Annotated in this window: 18 protein-coding genes; 9 read left to right on the top strand and 9 right to left on the bottom strand. The window is 40.0% G+C overall.

Translation table 11 applies throughout. The features are described 5' to 3' along the window. Positions 1-1,050 (top strand): IS4 family transposase (locus L655_RS0110555; protein ID WP_024605013.1); only part of this gene is annotated, 1,050 nt, incomplete at its 5' end. 64 nt (positions 1,051-1,114) lie between these two features. On the opposite strand, the gene lexA is transcribed toward L655_RS0110555, so the two are convergent. After that, positions 1,115-1,732 carry a transcriptional repressor LexA gene (gene lexA / locus L655_RS0110550; protein ID WP_007584941.1) on the bottom strand — a complete coding sequence of 206 codons (618 nt, stop codon included), beginning with the start codon at positions 1,730-1,732 and terminating at the stop codon, positions 1,115-1,117. 167 nt (positions 1,733-1,899) lie between these two features. On the opposite strand from lexA, the gene L655_RS0110545 reads away from it, so the two are divergent. Continuing rightward, complete coding sequence (locus L655_RS0110545; protein WP_007584940.1) at positions 1,900-2,340, top strand: PaaI family thioesterase; 441 nt, start codon at positions 1,900-1,902, stop codon at positions 2,338-2,340. Here L655_RS0110545 and L655_RS0110540 read toward each other — a convergent pair whose 3' ends face one another. Beyond that, positions 2,341-2,721: a hypothetical protein gene (locus L655_RS0110540; RefSeq protein ID WP_008138697.1), complete on the bottom strand. Its 381-nt coding sequence runs from the start codon at positions 2,719-2,721 to the stop codon at positions 2,341-2,343. It abuts the gene before it with no gap. A 313-nt stretch (positions 2,722-3,034) separates the two neighbouring features. Here L655_RS0110540 and L655_RS0110535 point away from each other — a divergent pair, with 313 nt between their 5' ends. Then, positions 3,035-3,760, top strand: a complete 726-nt coding sequence (locus L655_RS0110535; protein WP_024605012.1) for a membrane protein — start codon at positions 3,035-3,037, stop codon at positions 3,758-3,760. Positions 3,761-3,835: 75 nt separating this feature from the next. On the opposite strand, the gene L655_RS0110530 is transcribed toward L655_RS0110535, so the two are convergent. Together L655_RS0110530 and L655_RS0110525 are read right to left on the bottom strand one after the other, a co-directional pair. Continuing rightward, positions 3,836-4,156, bottom strand: coding sequence for a chaperone modulator CbpM (locus tag L655_RS0110530; protein WP_007584937.1), 321 nt, complete (start codon positions 4,154-4,156; stop codon positions 3,836-3,838). Beyond that, positions 4,156-5,124, bottom strand: a complete 969-nt coding sequence (locus L655_RS0110525) for a DnaJ C-terminal domain-containing protein (protein WP_024605011.1) — start codon at positions 5,122-5,124, stop codon at positions 4,156-4,158. Before L655_RS0110525 ends, L655_RS0110530 begins: the two co-directional genes overlap by 1 nt. A 231-nt stretch (positions 5,125-5,355) precedes the next feature. On the opposite strand from L655_RS0110525, the gene L655_RS0110520 reads away from it, so the two are divergent. The 3 genes from L655_RS0110520 to L655_RS0110510 all read left to right on the top strand — a co-directional run bounded on the left by L655_RS0110520 (position 5,356) and on the right by L655_RS0110510 (position 8,048). Further along, positions 5,356-6,009: an endonuclease gene (locus L655_RS0110520; RefSeq protein WP_029751761.1), complete on the top strand. Its 654-nt coding sequence runs from the start codon at positions 5,356-5,358 to the stop codon at positions 6,007-6,009. A gap of 870 nt (positions 6,010-6,879) precedes the next feature. After that, on the top strand, positions 6,880-7,677 hold the full coding sequence (locus tag L655_RS1000000127965; protein WP_241764476.1) for a S41 family peptidase: 798 nt from the start codon (positions 6,880-6,882) through the stop codon (positions 7,675-7,677). Then, positions 7,677-8,048 (top strand): hypothetical protein, encoded by a 372-nt coding sequence (locus tag L655_RS0110510; protein WP_024605009.1) that lies wholly within the window; start codon positions 7,677-7,679, stop codon positions 8,046-8,048. Before L655_RS1000000127965 ends, L655_RS0110510 begins: the two co-directional genes overlap by 1 nt. Positions 8,049-8,119: 71 nt before the next feature. Here the strand turns inward: L655_RS0110510 and hmpA are convergent, their stop codons facing one another. Together hmpA and L655_RS0110500 are read right to left on the bottom strand one after the other, a co-directional pair. Further along, positions 8,120-9,301 (bottom strand): NO-inducible flavohemoprotein, encoded by a 1,182-nt coding sequence (gene hmpA, locus L655_RS0110505; protein WP_024605008.1) that lies wholly within the window; start codon positions 9,299-9,301, stop codon positions 8,120-8,122. Between the two features lie 20 nt (positions 9,302-9,321). Further along, positions 9,322-10,554 (bottom strand): NnrS family protein, encoded by a 1,233-nt coding sequence (locus L655_RS0110500; RefSeq protein ID WP_024605007.1) that lies wholly within the window; start codon positions 10,552-10,554, stop codon positions 9,322-9,324. 279 nt (positions 10,555-10,833) lie between these two features. On the opposite strand from L655_RS0110500, the gene norR reads away from it, so the two are divergent. After that, positions 10,834-12,408, top strand: coding sequence for a nitric oxide reductase transcriptional regulator NorR (gene norR / locus L655_RS0110490; protein ID WP_024605006.1), 1,575 nt, complete (start codon positions 10,834-10,836; stop codon positions 12,406-12,408). 2 nt (positions 12,409-12,410) lie between these two features. Here norR and L655_RS0110485 read toward each other — a convergent pair whose 3' ends face one another. Then, positions 12,411-13,310 carry a LysR family transcriptional regulator gene (locus L655_RS0110485; RefSeq protein ID WP_024605005.1) on the bottom strand — a complete coding sequence of 300 codons (900 nt, stop codon included), beginning with the start codon at positions 13,308-13,310 and terminating at the stop codon, positions 12,411-12,413. Between the two features lie 119 nt (positions 13,311-13,429). Here L655_RS0110485 and L655_RS0110480 point away from each other — a divergent pair, with 119 nt between their 5' ends. Beyond that, entirely contained in the window at positions 13,430-13,996 is a 567-nt protein-coding gene (locus L655_RS0110480) for an NAD(P)H-dependent oxidoreductase (protein WP_024605004.1), read from the top strand. Positions 13,997-14,013: 17 nt separating this feature from the next. Here L655_RS0110480 and L655_RS0110475 read toward each other — a convergent pair whose 3' ends face one another. After that, entirely contained in the window at positions 14,014-14,454 is a 441-nt protein-coding gene (locus L655_RS0110475) for a TerB family tellurite resistance protein (protein WP_002959645.1), read from the bottom strand. 99 nt (positions 14,455-14,553) lie between these two features. Between L655_RS0110475 and L655_RS0110470 the strand changes: the two genes are divergently transcribed. Next, on the top strand, positions 14,554-14,934 hold the full coding sequence (locus tag L655_RS0110470; protein ID WP_002959647.1) for a hypothetical protein: 381 nt from the start codon (positions 14,554-14,556) through the stop codon (positions 14,932-14,934). 2 nt (positions 14,935-14,936) lie between these two features. On the opposite strand, the gene L655_RS0110465 is transcribed toward L655_RS0110470, so the two are convergent. Further along, positions 14,937-15,530, bottom strand: coding sequence for a hypothetical protein (locus L655_RS0110465; protein ID WP_024605003.1), 594 nt, complete (start codon positions 15,528-15,530; stop codon positions 14,937-14,939). Between the last annotated feature and the right edge of the window lie 586 nt (positions 15,531-16,116).

Genomic DNA, 16,116 nt, shown 5'->3' with positions numbered 1-16,116 from the left:
ATTATAAAAGGGAAAGAAAAGCTAGGCGCAGCGCCTATGAAACACCTTTTTAAACATACAGCAACGCAGTGGGAGCAGTCGCAAACTTTTGATGACGTGTGTGGTTTAAAGCTGCTAAGCGTTGACGGTACACAATTTAAAACCCAAGATACGCCGAGTAACCGTCATTTTGGCTATGCTCAATCGACAACGAACTTCCCCTCAGTACTTGCTGTAACCTTGATGTCGACAAGAACGCATTTAATATCCGATGCAGCGTTTGGCCCCATTACTCAAAGTGAAATTCATTATGCTCAACAGCTTGTTGGCTCAGCACCTGAACATTCACTAACTCTATTTGATAAAGGTTTCTTTTCGGCTGAACTATTCACGAGCTGGCAAGGTGTTAGCGAAAATCATCATTGGCTTACGCCCATCAAAAGTAAAATGCGCTATGAAATAACGGAATCATTTAGCGATTACGACCACTTAATAACAATGCCTATTTCGCCACAAGCTAAAAAATCAGCCCCTTACCTAGGTGATACATGGCAAGCAAGGCTTATTCAAATTCCGACACCTAAAGGTGAAATAAAAGGGTTCATCACCTCATGCGCCTGTCCAGAAAAGTACCCGCTGAAAGCGCTACTCGATGTTTATTGGCAACGATGGGAAATAGAGCGAGGATATGGTGAGCTCAAGCAATATCAATTATCTAATAAGCCAGCGCTACGGAGCTTGAAACAGGAAGGTATTTATCAAGAGCTCTGGGGTATTCTGACGTCATACAATATCGTGAGACTTGAAATGGCAGAGATGGCTAAAGCCCATAAAGTGGAGCCATTACGCATCAGTTTCATAAACGCATTATACCTGATACAAGACGAGTTTTTATGGTGCTCAGGTCGAAGCCCCGGGACAATCCCTAAAAAGCTAAAAGAACTACGTGAAAACGGTAAACGGCTAATATTACCGGAGAAAAGAAAGCGAAAAGCTTATCCGCGAACGGTGCTCGCAAAGACACAAAAATATCCAGTTAGGTATAAACGAAAAAACACCACTCGTTCTTAAACGAGTGGTGTTAACTAATTAGTACGCATTTATAAAACTGCTTGTTTAAAAGCTATTTTTAAAGTCACATCCAATCAGCGTTTCTTATAACGCCAACGGCTAAGCCTTCAATATTAAAAGACTCATTCTCAAGATCTACTTCAATAGATTCAAAATCGTCGTTTTCAGCATGAAGTAATACTTTACGACCCGCTTTCTCAAGACGTTTTACAGTTACGTCTTCGTCTAGGCGGGCAACAACAACTTGCCCGTTTTCAGCGGTTTGAGTACGATGTACAGCAAGTAAATCACCATCCATAATACCAATATCTTTCATGCTCATACCGTTAACGCGTAGTAAAAAATCTGCAGCCGGTTTAAACATTAATGGATCGATTTTGCAGTGACTTTCAACGTGCTCTTGCGCCAAAATAGGTGAACCAGCAGCAACACGCCCTATAAGCGGTAAACCTAATTGTTCTGGCTCTTCTTCTTCAATTAACTGAATACCACGGCTTGCACCTGGTTTCATTTTAATTGCGCCTTTTTTAGCAAGTGCTTTTAAATGTTCTTCAGCAGCATTGGCACTTTTAAAACCTAATGTTTGCGCTATTTCTGCACGTGTAGGAGGCATACCAGTGTCTTTAATAAAAACTTTAATTAGTTCGAGTATTTGAGCTTGGCGGTTCGTTAATGGTCGCATACAACTGGTTTTCCATACAGTACATTTAACTGTGAGTATATACAGTTAAATAAAAATCGCAAATTTAAATTAAGCCTTAAAATAGCCAAAGTAATTTCACTTGTGTACATTTTAGGGGTATAACTAAAGCTAGGTTTATAAATGATTAAAAAAGCAAAGGAGTCATTATGAGTATTTGGTACCAGCCCATCACTTTAGAGCTGTGCAAGCAGTTAGAACAAGGCATTGATGGCCAAGGAACATTAATGAAAACCATGGGAATAGAAGTCACTGAAATTGGTGATGATTACTTAGTAGCCACTATGCCGGCAATTCCTGAGCATCATAACCCAATGGGAATGGTTCACGGCGGTGCTAACGTTGTACTTGCCGAAACAGTTGCCAGCTATGCAGCTAACTTTGTTGTCGATTTTACAAAATTTTACTGCGTGGGCCAGGAAATTAGCGCAAGTCATTTAAAAGCATCTCGCAACGGCACTTTAACAGCAACGGCAAGAGCGTTTCATATTGGCAAACGTAGTTCAGTGTGGGAAATAAAAATTACAAATAGCCGCAATGAGCTGTGCTGCGTATCAAAAATGACCGCAGCAGTTGTAGAGCGAAGGTAGTTACTTTTCGATTGGGTAAATTGTAATTTCCATACCCGCACCAATCGCAGATATACGTAGTAATGTATCTGCATCTAAGGCTTGATTAAAGCACTTAGGGGAAGTGCCTGATTCAAAACCAATATCAAACGTTCTACGTGAACAGCTTAACCATTGCTTTAGCGCGTTACGCGAACACGATTCAATAAGCTCACATATATGGTTTATTGCTTTGTCAGGCGTGTTTACTACACCTGTTGCTTCAATACGCGCTAATTGACGGTATTCGTCTTTGTCATAATGTAAAATCGTCGCGACTTTTTTCAAGTCTGCCACTAGCAAACTAATATCTTGCTTTGATTCAAGCTCAAGATCTACATTTAAAAATTGAATTTCCGACATCGTTTCGTATTTATCCTCTAATAATTTCATTGCAAACTTTAACGCAGTTTTACCGTTATACCAAATCAACTATGCTCTATTAACCACTTTATATAGATATTTCGCAGCTTTTAAGTATTTTTTAGCGTTTAAAGCTAGCTGGATATCAAACACTCAGCTCAATTAAACAAATAAGTCATGTTAGCAATTTAAGTGTAATCTTTTTTATTTTTAAATGATTACAGTAAGCTATAGTTTAAACTGCGACAAAATGTCGCAGTAACTAATCCCATTAATGTAATAAACTAGCCTCTAAAAATAATAAGACTAAAACATGAATAAAAAAATATTTAAGTATGCTCGCAAGTTACATAAATGGCTCGGTTATTTGCTCACATTACAAATTTTAGCTTGGCTATTAGGTGGTTTAGTAATGAGCGCTATCCCTCTTGATAAAGTTCATGGGGAGCATCTTGCAACACGTACTCTTAATAACCCATTTACGCAGGCTGATTATGTTGCCTCCCTTGACGATATTGCATCTCAGGTGGTTAATCCAACACAAATAATTTTTGAGAACTTTTTAACCACACCTATAATTACAGTAATAAATAAAGATGAACAGCAAAGCTTTAACGGTATAACAGGCCGGCCTTTTGAGCCGCCAACTAAAATACAAATTACCGCAAATGCTAAAGCACACTTACTTATTGATGCTCAAGTAACAAGCGCTGTACTGCTAAAGCAAGGTATGCGAGAAGTTGGATATAAAACCAATGTTTGGCAGGTACAATTTGACGACACATTTAACACAACACTGTATTTGTCAGAAAATAACGGCAAAGTTATCACCGTTCGCAGCACACTATGGCGAATTTTCGACTTTTTTTGGATGTTACATATTATGGATTACGATGAGCGAGAGGATTTTAATAATCCGCTGCTTATTAGTTTTGCAGCAACCAGCGTACTTTTTTGTTTAAGTGGAATATTACTACTTATGCAAAACATACGACTAAAACGATTTATCCGAATTAAAAGTAAGAATAAATCAAAGTAGTCATATTGATTTTTAAGAACTAGCGCACTCTCACCAAAGAGTAAATAAGCCCTAGGAAGTACCCAAGGGCAGATTTTATTCCAAGTGTTTAAATCGACTCAAATGTCGCTTTAACATTTCATTTTCGAAAATCAACTCATCACGCTCATCCAGCAATTGTAGAACTAAAGCTATTGCCGACCAATCTAACGAAAAGTCATGTTGAATACGGGCCGCTTTTTTAACTAAGGTCACTGCAGATACCGTAAATTGCCACTGCGTAACATGCTTCCCCTCAATTGGAACCGCAATATTGTGCTCAACTAGCTCATATAAAATTGCTTCGCTAATATCACTACTCAAACATAGCTCTTTGCTAGTAAGTAAATCATCTTTTTGTGTCACGATAATTTGCATTATGGCTTGCTCCAGTTATTACGGGGATCAAAGTGAGCTTTTTCGGCTAATTCTTCCCAAAGTTTTTTACTGGTATCATCAACAGATGTTGGATTAACAATTTTAAGCACAGCAAATAAATCACCTTTGGCTTTTTTACTCATTAATCCCTTACCTTTAATACGCAAGCGTTGACCAGACTGACTATTAGATGGAATAGTTAATTGGATTTTGCCTGCCAACGTAGGTAAATTTATTTTTGTACCAAGAGCCGCTTCCCATGGTGCAAGAGGGACGACTATATTTAGGTTATGACCTTCAACATCAAATAATGGGTGGGGCACTAAACTAATTTGTAAGTACAAATCGCCATTTTGCCCGTTCGCTGACCCTAATCCGCCTTGCCCTTTTAGTCGAATTCGTTCGCCATTTACTGAACCTGCGGGAATTTTCACTTTAAGTGATTTTTTAATTTCAGAGACACGACCACTACTATCTCGCTGCGGTAATATAAACTCAACAGGCTTAACGGTATCAACTAAAGTCTCTTCAAGAAAAATCGGGAACTCTATTTCCACATCTTGTCCTTTTTGCGCGCGAGCGGCGTTACTTCTGCCCTGCCCGGAACGATTGAATCCACCGGCGCCGCCAAACATTGAATTAACAAAATCAGAAAACTCTTGATCGGTTTGAGGATCGCTTTGCTGATAATTACTTTGCGATGAAGCATTGTTACCACCATAATTACCTTGCTGTTGACGAGCACGATTTTGTTGGTGACGACGTAACTCGTCGTATTTTACACGTTCTTCTTTGTTATGAATGACTTCGTAAGCTTCTGCTATTTCTTTAAACTTATCTTCTGCTTGAGGCTCTTTGCTTACATCTGGGTGATATTTTCTGGCTAACTTTTTATAAGCTACTTTAACTGCTTTATCGTCTGCGTCAGGCGATATTCCAAGCACTGCATAATAATCAACAAATTTCATTTGCAATCCAAATCCCCATATTGAGTAAGCTTTAAGCATACTCCTTAACGTATAATCTTGTGTGATTAAAATACGATAAATAGTAAGAAATAAATGAATAGTGAAAATAACTTTGAATAAAAAATTAATCGGACACTTTTTAGTAATATAAGTGCAGGCCTTAAGTTAACTTTATCTTTTATCTTCAAGGCTTTAAACTGCCTGTTCCTGTAGTTCACATTTGTGATGGATATGACTCGATTTATTCTGGCCTTACTGGCTTGTTGTGTGTGTTTTTCGGTATCTGCCGAACAATTTACCCGTTTTTCAACGGCTAAAAGACATTTAATTAAAACCCTCCCTGACAACGCCAAAAGTATTTACTGCGGTTGTGATATTAAAAAAGAAGGCAAAAAACTCATTCCTGATCCTTCTAACTGTGGTTACATTCCTCGAAATACACTTACCCGCTCAGGCAAAGTAAATGTGCGAGCACTACGCATTGAGTGGGAACATATTGTTCCGGCGTGGGAATTTGGTCATCAGCTACAATGTTGGCAAGATGGCGGACGTAAAAACTGCCGTAAAGTAAGTGCTAAATTTAGAAAAATGGAAGCTGATATAAATAACTTAGCGCCAGCTATTGGCGAAATTAATGCCGATCGCTCTAATTATCGTTTTGGCATGCTTAGCGAAAACGCCACACAGTATGGTCGCTGCGAAGTAAAAGTAAACTTTAAGCAACGTGTAGTTGAACCGCCTGTCTATGCACGTAAACGTATAGCCGACACTTACGCTTACATGCAAAAAACATACGGTTTAAAAGTCTCTGATAAACAGCAAAAGTTATTTAATGCATGGCAAAAGCAAGCATTCGCAGATACAAGTAGTGCGAGCAAGCTCTAAGCTTTAACACTCATTTACATAAATCAAAGCTATAAATGTTGAATAAATGAGCGAGTGTTGTAATATTTTAAACAACTTATTTACAGAAAGTCCTTAACTATGTTTAAAAATAATAAAACCTCGCTAGCCANCATCGACTCTGCTCCTGTAATTACTACGCCTATCGTCACAACACCTGTTAGTAGCAGTCCAACATGGACTGCGGGTGTATTTGAACCCTCTAACGATTTAAAAAACTTTTGCTAAACCCCGCGTACGGGTAACGATCCCTTTAATAACAACGAGCCTTACCCAGATCAAGCAGGTTCTGCCCTTTACGAAAAACTCTGGCTTCGCTCTTGGAGCGACGAAACCTACCTTTGGTATGATGAGATTGCCGATAACGATCCTGAAAGCTTTGGCACAGTAGCCGATTACTTCGCTCAATTAAAAACAGAGCAGCTTACCGACTCAGGGGCAAAAAAAGATAACTTTCATTTTTCAGAACCTACTGAAGATTACTTTCAAGAAGCGCAATCGGGCGTTACTTCTGGTTACGGTATAAATTGGGCGTTTATTGGCGATACAGCCGACCGTATTTTACGCGTCGCTTATCTTGAAGATGACTCGCCCGCAAGCCAAATAGGCTTTCAACGTGGTGATACTGTACTTTCAGTTGACGGTGTTAGCATTAATACTAATACAGAGTCGGGTGTAGATACGCTTAACGAAGGTTTATTTAGCCCAACTAACGGCGATTCACATACTATTGTTGTACGCAGTAACGATGGCGCCGAAAAAACATTTAATGTAACCGCTGGTAATATTGAGCAAACACCAGTTCAAAATGTTAAAACGATTCCGACTGCAAATGGTTCAAGCGTGGGTTACATGCAATTTAATAGCCATATAAGCATTGCCCAAGAAGGGCTTATTGACGCGGTAAATAAGTTTAAAACCGATGGTATTGATGAGCTTGTAATCGACTTTAGATATAACGGCGGCGGCTTATTGGCGCTATCAGCTCAATTGGCTTATATGGTTGCCGGTAATGCCAACGTTAATAACCGCTTTTATTATCAAACCCAACAAAACGATAAACAACCCGTTGATTCGCCTTTTCCATTTATTGATGAAGAAATAGATTACTCTACTTTTTTTAGCACAGGTGAAAACCTACCTGATTTAAACCTATCAAAGGTTTATGTATTAAGCACATCAGGCACCTGTTCGGCATCAGAAGCTTTTATTAATGGTTTAAAGGGTATAGACGCAGAAGTTATTTTAATTGGTGACACGACCTGCGGTAAGCCCTATGGCTTTACCCCAACCCATAACTGCGCAACAACCTATTATACTATTCAGTTTAGTGGGGTAAATAGCAAAGGATTTGGCGAATACGCTGCGGGTTTTACACCAACCCCTACGCCACAATTTGATGCTGATGTTCAAGGTTGTGAAATTGAAGACGACTTTGATCATCAGTTAGGCGACAGTGACGAGGCCGTTTTAGCCACCGCATTATTTCATGTTGAAAATGGCAGTTGCCCAATTAGAACGGCTGCTGCAAAAGCAGAGCCAGCTAATTTTTCAAGCTCTCGTGAATCTCTCATTCCTTTAAATATGCCTGAGCAATTTACCCAGCGTAATATGGACTTAACTTGGCCAACACTGAGTGAGGAAAGGTAATGGCTAAATTAGTACTCCCATTAGCTACCTTATTCGCTTTAGGTGGATGCCAAAGTGTAAATAGTGATCCCGCTAAACCCGCTATATTAACGAGCGTTAATCCTAGCGTTATTGCAACACTACAACAGGCAATTCAACAAGCTAAGGGAGGCGCATTAGTAACACTTTCCGATTCCGTATTTACTAAACGTAGCGAACTGCTAATTGATCATGCAATGAGTAAAGGGTCTGATGGCAGAGTAATTATGGGCGCGCATAATATAAAATCTGAGAAGTTTATTTTGCAACTACGTAATAACCAATGCGAGCTTTACTATCCTAAAAAAGAGCTTACTACAGTACTTGAAGGTGTGACCTGTAAAGAGTTATAAGGCACTTTATTAGCGTTTATAAAAAGGCGCGCAGCACATCGCTGTACGCCTTTTTCTATTTTAAAGCGTTATTACAAGTCTTCATGCGGACCAAACACTTCATAATGAATCTGCTCGTTTTTAACACCTAGTTCAAGTAACTGCTTTTTTATAAATGCCATAAAACCGGCAGGACCACATAAGTAAAAGTCGCCATTACTCAATGGTAGCTGTGCTTGTACTGCATTTAGGTTCATTAACCCAGTAAAGTCAGCGCCCTCTGTCGCTTGGTTAAACCACGTTATTGTTTTCAAGTGGTTATTCTGCGCTGTTAGATCATATAAATATTTTGAAAACGAATGTTGCTGAGTATTTTCGCAAGCATGTAAATACATAATCTCTTGATTAGAATTGTCACTTAATAACGTTTCAAGCATAGCCAGCATTGGCGTTTGCCCAACACCTGCTGAAATGAGAACCACTGGACTTGTGTTATTGCGTAAAAAGAAGTCTCCTGCCGGCGGGTATAACTCAACAATAGTGCCTTGCTCTAATGAGTGTAAATAATTAGACACCATGCCAGGCTTTGGCTGTAGCTCTTTTTTAACACTAATACGGTAGTTTTTAGCGTTACTTTTTTGTGAAATAGAATACTGGCGAATTTCTTCATATTCAGCGCCCTCTGGCTTAACTTTAATACCTAAATACTGCCCTGGTTTATGTGTAATAACAGCTTCGCCATCAACTGGCGTAAGTGTAAAACTCGTTACTAGTTCTGATTCGGCCTGTTTGTTGGTTATTTCAAATTGGCGAGTTCCCGCCCAACCACCGTGTTTATTTTTACTGTGCTCATACAAAGCAGCTTCTTCGGTTATACAAATATCAGCAAGTACGCCGTAAGCTTCGCGCCAAGCGTATTCAACATCGGGAGTAAATTGCTCAGGAAGAAGCTCTTTAAGCGTACCAATTAAGTGTGCACCTACAATAGGGTAGTGCTCAGGTAAAATATTCAAGCTTGTATGCTTATGATTAATACGTGTTAGCGCTTCTTTTAATACGGCTAAATTATCAATATTTTGTGCATACGCAGCCAATGCATTAAAAAGTGCAAATTGCTGACGACCTGTATCTTGATTCGCCATATTAAAAATATTTTTAAGCTCAGGATTATGGCTAAATAAACGCTTATAAAAATGATCGGTAACAACCGTACCCGCCTGCGCTAATAACGGAACTGTGCTTTTTACAATCTCAATGGTTTTATCAGATAACATATGTGTTTCCTATGGATGAACTAACCACGACGCCCATCAACACGACGCCGCGTTAATATAGGTGTGCAGTGAATTAAAAATAATGAAAAAGCCACTAACCACAGCAAAGCACTTATTTGCCAAGCAAGGTGAGGCCCAATAATAAAAGGGAGTAATGAACGAGTAATAGCGGCCACAAGCAAAAACGCAAAAGCAACAGCCATGTAATGAGGAATAGCGAGTGTACGCCCTGTATGACCATGTGATACACGCGTCATCATTGCTAAAATCATCATACCTATTGTGCCAATAGTGATTAAGTGCAGCGCATCTTTAAATTGTATTGCACTGCTATAAAAGCTAAATGCAACCATCATTAACCCTACGCCTAACGCTAAGTAGGAAAAATGTAAAGACCATAACAACGGCACTCTCAATACCTTGCTATCCCACCAACAACCAGCCCTAAGCAGGTGAAGCGCAGCAACAGTTGCAACAACTAACGCAGGATTAATCGTGTTCAAAAACAACTTGTTGATGAAAAACAAAGTGATCGCCAAAATAGATAAATACATCACCGCTTTATCTATTTTAGGAGTGCGAACTTGTGCGGCTAAACCTAGACCTTTAGCGGTAAAAAATGGTAAAACGCGGCCCGCAACAATGCCAACTAGTAAAGTAATTACCAGTACTGCGGTATCAACCACACCAAGTGCAAGCTGCATGTTTTGTTGTAAAACAAGTATTAAATACAATACATTGAGTCCACAAAGCACAGCTAAAATAGCTAAAAACGGATAGTTACTCTTGCTATTGGCTTTTAATAACATATTAGCCAACGCGGTTATGGCGCCTAACCACCAAATAACTTGTAATGTAAGTGCAGCATATAAATTAAAATGAGCAATATCTGGCAGTACTAGAAAAAATGCTAAGCGCGCTGCAAGCCATATAAACGTAAGCCACATAAGAGCTTTGCCACTTATGCTCGGCACGCCTGTCCACGTTTGTGCTGCGGTAAGTAAAAAGCCAACAGCTACAACTCCTGCAAAGCCAAACAGCATTTCGTGCGCGTGCCATAATGTCGCAGGTATCGATAAGTGCCAACTTGCATGGCCTGTTAAAATAAGTAGCCAATACCCCACTGACAAAAATGCCAATAAGCCACCGCCTAAAAAGAAAGGCCTAAAAGCTAGCATCCATAACGGCCATTGAGATACTTGATGAATAGCAACGCGTGCTGGCATTGGCTCAGTTAAGTTTATAGGGCGCATTATTTTATTTCCTGCCCTACACCATACTGAGCAAAAAAGTATTCAGCGCACGCTAGTGCCTCATGCAGTGAACTAAACTGTGTTTGATTATTTAAATTATTCAGCATTAGTGTGTTCATGGCGATCTCTGTAACTAACTACGTTACTTAGCTATTACACATACTGTGCCAACAAGTTTAATTAATTAAATTCAACAAGTTAAATTAAATCACTTTACAGTGTGAGTCTTTATGACCTACTATAAATTAACTCATAAAAACACAAATAGGTCATTTTGACGTGAACCAGCAATTCAACCTTACACAAGTTGCTCTAGAGCTTGCTCAAAGTACACTACACGAGCATAGCTTTGATCAATTACTAGCAACGGTTGAGCGGGTGATTCCTAGTGATGCAAGTGCGTTATTAGTGCTTCAGGGCGAGCAATTAAAACCCCTGGCAATTAAAGGGTTAATGTCCGACAGTCTTGGCAGACGATTTAAAATAGTAGAGCACCCTCGCCTAGAAGCTATTTGCAAAAGCACACTTGCGCTGCAATTTGCGCACGACTGCCCATTACCCGATCCATACGACGGATTACTATTAGCTAAAACCGGCGACATACCGGTACATGCATGTTTAGGTTTACCTCTTTATGATAAAAACGCGCTACTTGGCGTACTTACGTTCGATAGCCTTAACGCCAATGCATTTAACAGCATAAGCGCTGATACACTCAATACCCTACAAACGCTGTGTAGTGCGCACTTTAAAACAGCTTTAGAGCTTGCCCATTACAAACAGCATGCACAGCACTCAAGTGCATTAGTACAAGAACTAAATCGTGAAGCGTTAACACGGGACGGCGGTGAAATTATTGGTCAAAGTCCGCTAATGCAAACACTTAAAAACGAAATTAAACTCGTTGCAGCATCTAACTTTAGCGTGCTGATATTAGGTGAAACAGGGGTAGGAAAAGAACTTGTTGCGCGTAATATTCACTTAAATTCAGCTCGAAAAGATCAACCGCTTATTCACTTAAATTGTGCATCGCTTCCCGAAAGCCTTGCTGAAAGTGAATTTTTTGGTCATGCGAAAGGGGCTTTTACAGGCGCACAAAATTCGCGCCAAGGTAAATTTCAATTAGCTGATGGCGGCACGTTATTTTTAGATGAAATTGGCGAACTGCCCCTGGCCATGCAAAGTAAACTATTACGAGTGCTACAAAGTGGCGAAATACAAACGGTAGGAGAAGACACGCCAAAGTACGTAGATGTACGCGTCGTTGCTGCAACCAACAGAAATTTAAAAGAAGAAGTAGCTCAAGGTCGCTTTAGAGCCGATTTATACCATCGCCTCAGTGTCTACCCTATTACTGTGCCACCACTTAGTAAACGCGAGCACGACATAACACTCTTAGCTGGTTATTTTATTGAGCAAACAGCCCGTAAATTAGGGATAAAACAATTAAAACTAAGCCCCGAAGCGCAAGCATTGCTTAATCAGTACAACTGGCCAGGTAACGTTCGCGAGCTTGAACATGTCATTAGCCGCAGCGCCCTAAAAGCAAAACAAAGCCAATGGCAAAATCCAATAATAACCATTACAAGCGAGCACTGTGATTTAACACCGAGTGCGCTGCAACCCCCTATAGCAGAGAGCCGAAGTACAGCGAACGCCTTAATCAACCAACCTTTAAAACAAGCTGTAGAATCGTTGCAATACAACATAATTACCGAGCAATTAAAACAGCATAACTACAACTGGTCGGCAGCAGCAAGAGTACTTGAATTAGATAGAGCAAACTTAGTACGCTTGGCTAAACGCCTAGGAATAGAAGTAAAAAAATACTATAATCATTTAAAATACAGCTAAAACTATTGATTAGCAGCTAACTTACTAAAGTGTGTTTTTAACAACCCTGCAAAAGCTTGTACTTTAGCAGTGCGATGCACTAAGTGATGCGTGACTAACCATACATCGGTAGGCCAGCTTAACTGACTGTGCAATATAGGCACTAAATCAGGATATTGCGCCGCTACGTCATGTTGTAATCCGCCAATGCCTAGCCCTTTAATGATTGCACGAGTCGCTTCTGCAGTTTCAGATACTCGCAGCTTTATTTGCGATGCAGGAATGTGCTCATCAGCCCATGCAAAATAAGGCACGCGGGCATTAAAACCTGCCACGCCCGATACAAAGTTATGTTGTTGTAAATCAATTAATAATTTAGGCATACCGTATTTATTAATGTAACGTTTATTAGCGTATAAACCCGATGAAAGCTGCGCCAAATGCTGAGCAATATAATCGCCTTCATCAGGTCTTGGGCCTGCACGCACTGCAATATGTGCTTGTCCGTGATCGAGCCTTAGCCTTTTTTGTTCTAAAATAACCTCAAGCTGCACTTGTGGATGTAGCGCCTGAAATTGCTCACATACATCACCAAGGACATCCATGAAGCCACTTACCGTCGTTAGCAACAAACTACCTCTAAGGGTGCTATCGGCCGCTACTATATCGTTATGTAACTGCTCTAAGGAGCTATGGATTGTTTGTGCTGTTGCAAATAACTTGGTGCCAATTTCAGTAACCTTGTAGCCACGAGCATGGCGATGAAAAAGCCGTGCATTTAAGTTTTTTTCAAGATTATTAATTCGCCTAAGCACTGTGCTGTGGTGCACATTAAGCTCCTCGGCCGCTGCTGTTAGCGTGCCTAACCGTGCCACTTCAAACGCAACTTTAACGTCTTGCCAATCTTCAAATTTTATCGCCATGCTGCCTACCTTTTACTTATGTGCATATACGCACACAAGTGTTGCGTTTATTAGGGTTTTCTACAAGTGAAATTTTGCTACATTAGTCATGTAACTTAAAACATTAAAAGGCCACTACCATGTCAGCACCAAAAATTATCGCCCTAGCAGGAAGCCTTCGCCAAGAAAGCTTTAATCAAAAAATTATTAATGAGGCAGCACGCTTTGCTCTACAAACAGGTGCTGAAGTAGAAGTAATAAAACTAAACGAATTAAACATCCCACTATTTAACGAAGATATTGAAGCGCAAGGTACACCAAGCGATGTACAGCTTTTAAAAGATAAGCTACGTACAGCCGACGGTATTTTACTAGCAAGCCCAGAGTACAACGGCTCTATTACCGCAGCACTAAAAAATGCGATTGATTGGGCATCGCGCACAGAACAAGGTGCTGTTCCTGCTTTTCGTAATAAAGTGGTTGCTTTGTTTGCAGCATCGCCTGGTGGGCTTGGCGGCTTACGCGGTTTAAATCATGTGCGTGATATATTAAGCGGCATTGGATCGTTAGTACTTGCCGATCAACTTGCAGTACCCGCTGTGCACACATTGTTTAATGAAAATGGGCAAATAAATGAACCTGTAACGGCTGAAAAAGTATCAGCCCTCGCTCATCAGTTAGTAAGCGTTGCAAGTAAGTTAAAATAACTTGCACGCACGCCTACTTACTTTGTCGCTGCTATTTTGGCGGCGATAAAGTCGGTATGCGTTACATATAAAAGCCCTGCTACTTTACGTATAACGTAGTCTTCTTGGGGATCTATTTCTCCATCGGCATACGCTAAGCGCCATAATAACTCTATTATTTCTATTCGCTGCGCCGCGCTACAATGCTCATTAATCTGCTTTGAAAACTGAAAGTAATCTATCGAATCATCTAAGCTACTTGCCGCATTATTAGTAAGCTCATTAACCTCAGTGTCTGTTAAATTAAAGTACTTTTTTAAGGTTACAGTCAGGGTTCGTTGTTCATCATGTTCAAGCTTGGTATCTGCGCGCATAACTTCAATTAATAATGCAGCAACCGCTGTTTTTAAATCGTGCTCTTGCATACTTGGCTGCTGTTCATCGAATACAGCAAAAAGTTGTTTTATTTGTTTGAACATCACACTTTCCCTTTTTGGGTGTTAGACTAATACGTAAAGAAATCGACCTTATTACTCTTATTAATGGGTATAAAGTTCGCAAATTAAAGGATACATTTTATGAAAGGAATAAACACACCACGCTTATTTATAGGCGCTACGCTGGTGGCCCTTTCGAGTGCAAATACTGCACTTGCTGAAAAAGCCGAAACCGAGAAGCTCTACGACTTTGATAACAAAGTACATTACTACCAAACACAAATTGGCGAAGACAACTATAAAATAGAAATCCAGTCAGACGATTACAAACACTTTACCAATCAAAGTGTATTTTTGTTACGTCATGCTGACCGTCTATGCCGAGGCAATACCTTTATGTTGAAAGTACTTGAAGGCGTGCAAGAGTACGAACGCTTTCCAACAAAACCACGCGCTTACCAACCAGATTTAAGTGTTTTACTCCAATGCGAAACTAAAGAAAATACAAGTAAGGGTAAGTAACCTTAGTCTTTATAACCCCAAGGTGCTGATGGTGGAGTAATCGGTTTAGTTAAATCAAAATCCACCTTAAACTCACGTCCTTGGCGAATTAATCGATAAGTAAATACTTCTGGGTAAATATACATTTGCCATGTATTACCTACAGACTGCGCAAGACCTTGTTTTACAAATAACTCTTTAGAGTATTGGTCTGCTGGAAACGACTGTATCTGCGCAAACCCTGCATCAAGCGTATGGCCACCATACATAGTTGATGCGTCGTCTGTTCCATCTTTATGACGATGATCGTGCTTTAAACTCAAGCCGCTACCCGTTTTAGTTATGATCCACGTACGTGATGCATCGTCTCCTACATGAAACGGTACTTGTAACTCAGTCTCACTACATTTACGTACATGCATAACCAGTTTTTTATCTGTAAATGAGCTTGGGCCTTTCGCATTATCTACCGCTACTTCACCTTCAAAAGCTTTACCGCAATGCGCTGCAATACTATTAAAAAAGGCATCATGAGTAGGAATAGACACTAACGGTGCAGGGCGTGCAAAGGCTGTCGATGAAGCAAGTAATAAAGTTGCTGCAGTTAATAATTTCATATGTTTCTCGTTATAGTTATTTTAAAACACCTGTAATAGTACAGTTTTCTTAAGTACTTTATTAGAAGTATCTATATAAAAATGAGAACAGGACAACTAGATAAAACTTTAAGTAATGATTAACGACTAAATATATCTGCACTCATTAACAATCCTACTTTTATAAATATTAATTGCACACTCCTAGATGTGATTTTAACGTCGGGAGTCGCTACGCTCGCCCGACCTACGTGATAGGTGTTGATGTGAGTGTGTGTTAATGGCGCACATTTTACTTTTCTGCAGACGTAAAAAAGCCCGACTATTTCTAGTCGGGCTCTCTACAATTTGAAGTCGGTGCGCTACGCAGTAGAATGTCGTAGTGCCCACAGCGGTAGAAAGTCACAGTGAAATGCTACACTCTCTTTGTGTCGCGATATGAATGTATGTTAATTGCGCGCATTTCACTTTTCTGCAGACGTAAAAAAGCCCGAATCGTTAGATCCGGGCTTTCTACAATTTGAAGCCTGGTAATGTCCTACTTTCACATAGCAAATGCTACACTATCATCGGCGCTGTTTCGTTTCACTACTGAGTTCGGCATGGA

Source organism: Pseudoalteromonas sp. TAE79, assembly GCF_000498015.1.
Lineage (GTDB): Bacteria > Pseudomonadota > Gammaproteobacteria > Enterobacterales > Alteromonadaceae > Pseudoalteromonas.
Note: the sequence above shows the minus strand (reverse complement) of the source record. Positions and strands in the feature narration are given on the sequence as shown.

Bases quoted from the DNA above. Each gene is read 5' to 3' on its own strand.
- lexA (WP_007584941.1), bottom strand. From the start codon at position 1,732: ATGCGACCATTAACGAACCGCCAAGCTCAAATACTCGAACTAATTAAA.
- L655_RS0110545 (WP_007584940.1), top strand. From the start codon at position 1,900: ATGAGTATTTGGTACCAGCCCATCACTTTAGAGCTGTGCAAGCAGTTA.
- L655_RS0110540 (WP_008138697.1), bottom strand. From the start codon at position 2,721: ATGTCGGAAATTCAATTTTTAAATGTAGATCTTGAGCTTGAATCAAAG.
- L655_RS0110535 (WP_024605012.1), top strand. From the start codon at position 3,035: ATGAATAAAAAAATATTTAAGTATGCTCGCAAGTTACATAAATGGCTC.
- L655_RS0110530 (WP_007584937.1), bottom strand. From the start codon at position 4,156: ATGCAAATTATCGTGACACAAAAAGATGATTTACTTACTAGCAAAGAG.
- L655_RS0110525 (WP_024605011.1), bottom strand. From the start codon at position 5,124: ATGAAATTTGTTGATTATTATGCAGTGCTTGGAATATCGCCTGACGCA.
- L655_RS0110520 (WP_029751761.1), top strand. From the start codon at position 5,356: ATGACTCGATTTATTCTGGCCTTACTGGCTTGTTGTGTGTGTTTTTCG.
- L655_RS1000000127965 (WP_241764476.1), top strand. From the start codon at position 6,880: ATGCAATTTAATAGCCATATAAGCATTGCCCAAGAAGGGCTTATTGAC.
- L655_RS0110510 (WP_024605009.1), top strand. From the start codon at position 7,677: ATGGCTAAATTAGTACTCCCATTAGCTACCTTATTCGCTTTAGGTGGA.
- hmpA (WP_024605008.1), bottom strand. From the start codon at position 9,301: ATGTTATCTGATAAAACCATTGAGATTGTAAAAAGCACAGTTCCGTTA.
- L655_RS0110500 (WP_024605007.1), bottom strand. From the start codon at position 10,554: ATGCGCCCTATAAACTTAACTGAGCCAATGCCAGCACGCGTTGCTATT.
- L655_RS0110485 (WP_024605005.1), bottom strand. From the start codon at position 13,310: ATGGCGATAAAATTTGAAGATTGGCAAGACGTTAAAGTTGCGTTTGAA.
- L655_RS0110480 (WP_024605004.1), top strand. From the start codon at position 13,430: ATGTCAGCACCAAAAATTATCGCCCTAGCAGGAAGCCTTCGCCAAGAA.
- L655_RS0110475 (WP_002959645.1), bottom strand. From the start codon at position 14,454: ATGTTCAAACAAATAAAACAACTTTTTGCTGTATTCGATGAACAGCAG.
- L655_RS0110470 (WP_002959647.1), top strand. From the start codon at position 14,554: ATGAAAGGAATAAACACACCACGCTTATTTATAGGCGCTACGCTGGTG.
- L655_RS0110465 (WP_024605003.1), bottom strand. From the start codon at position 15,530: ATGAAATTATTAACTGCAGCAACTTTATTACTTGCTTCATCGACAGCC.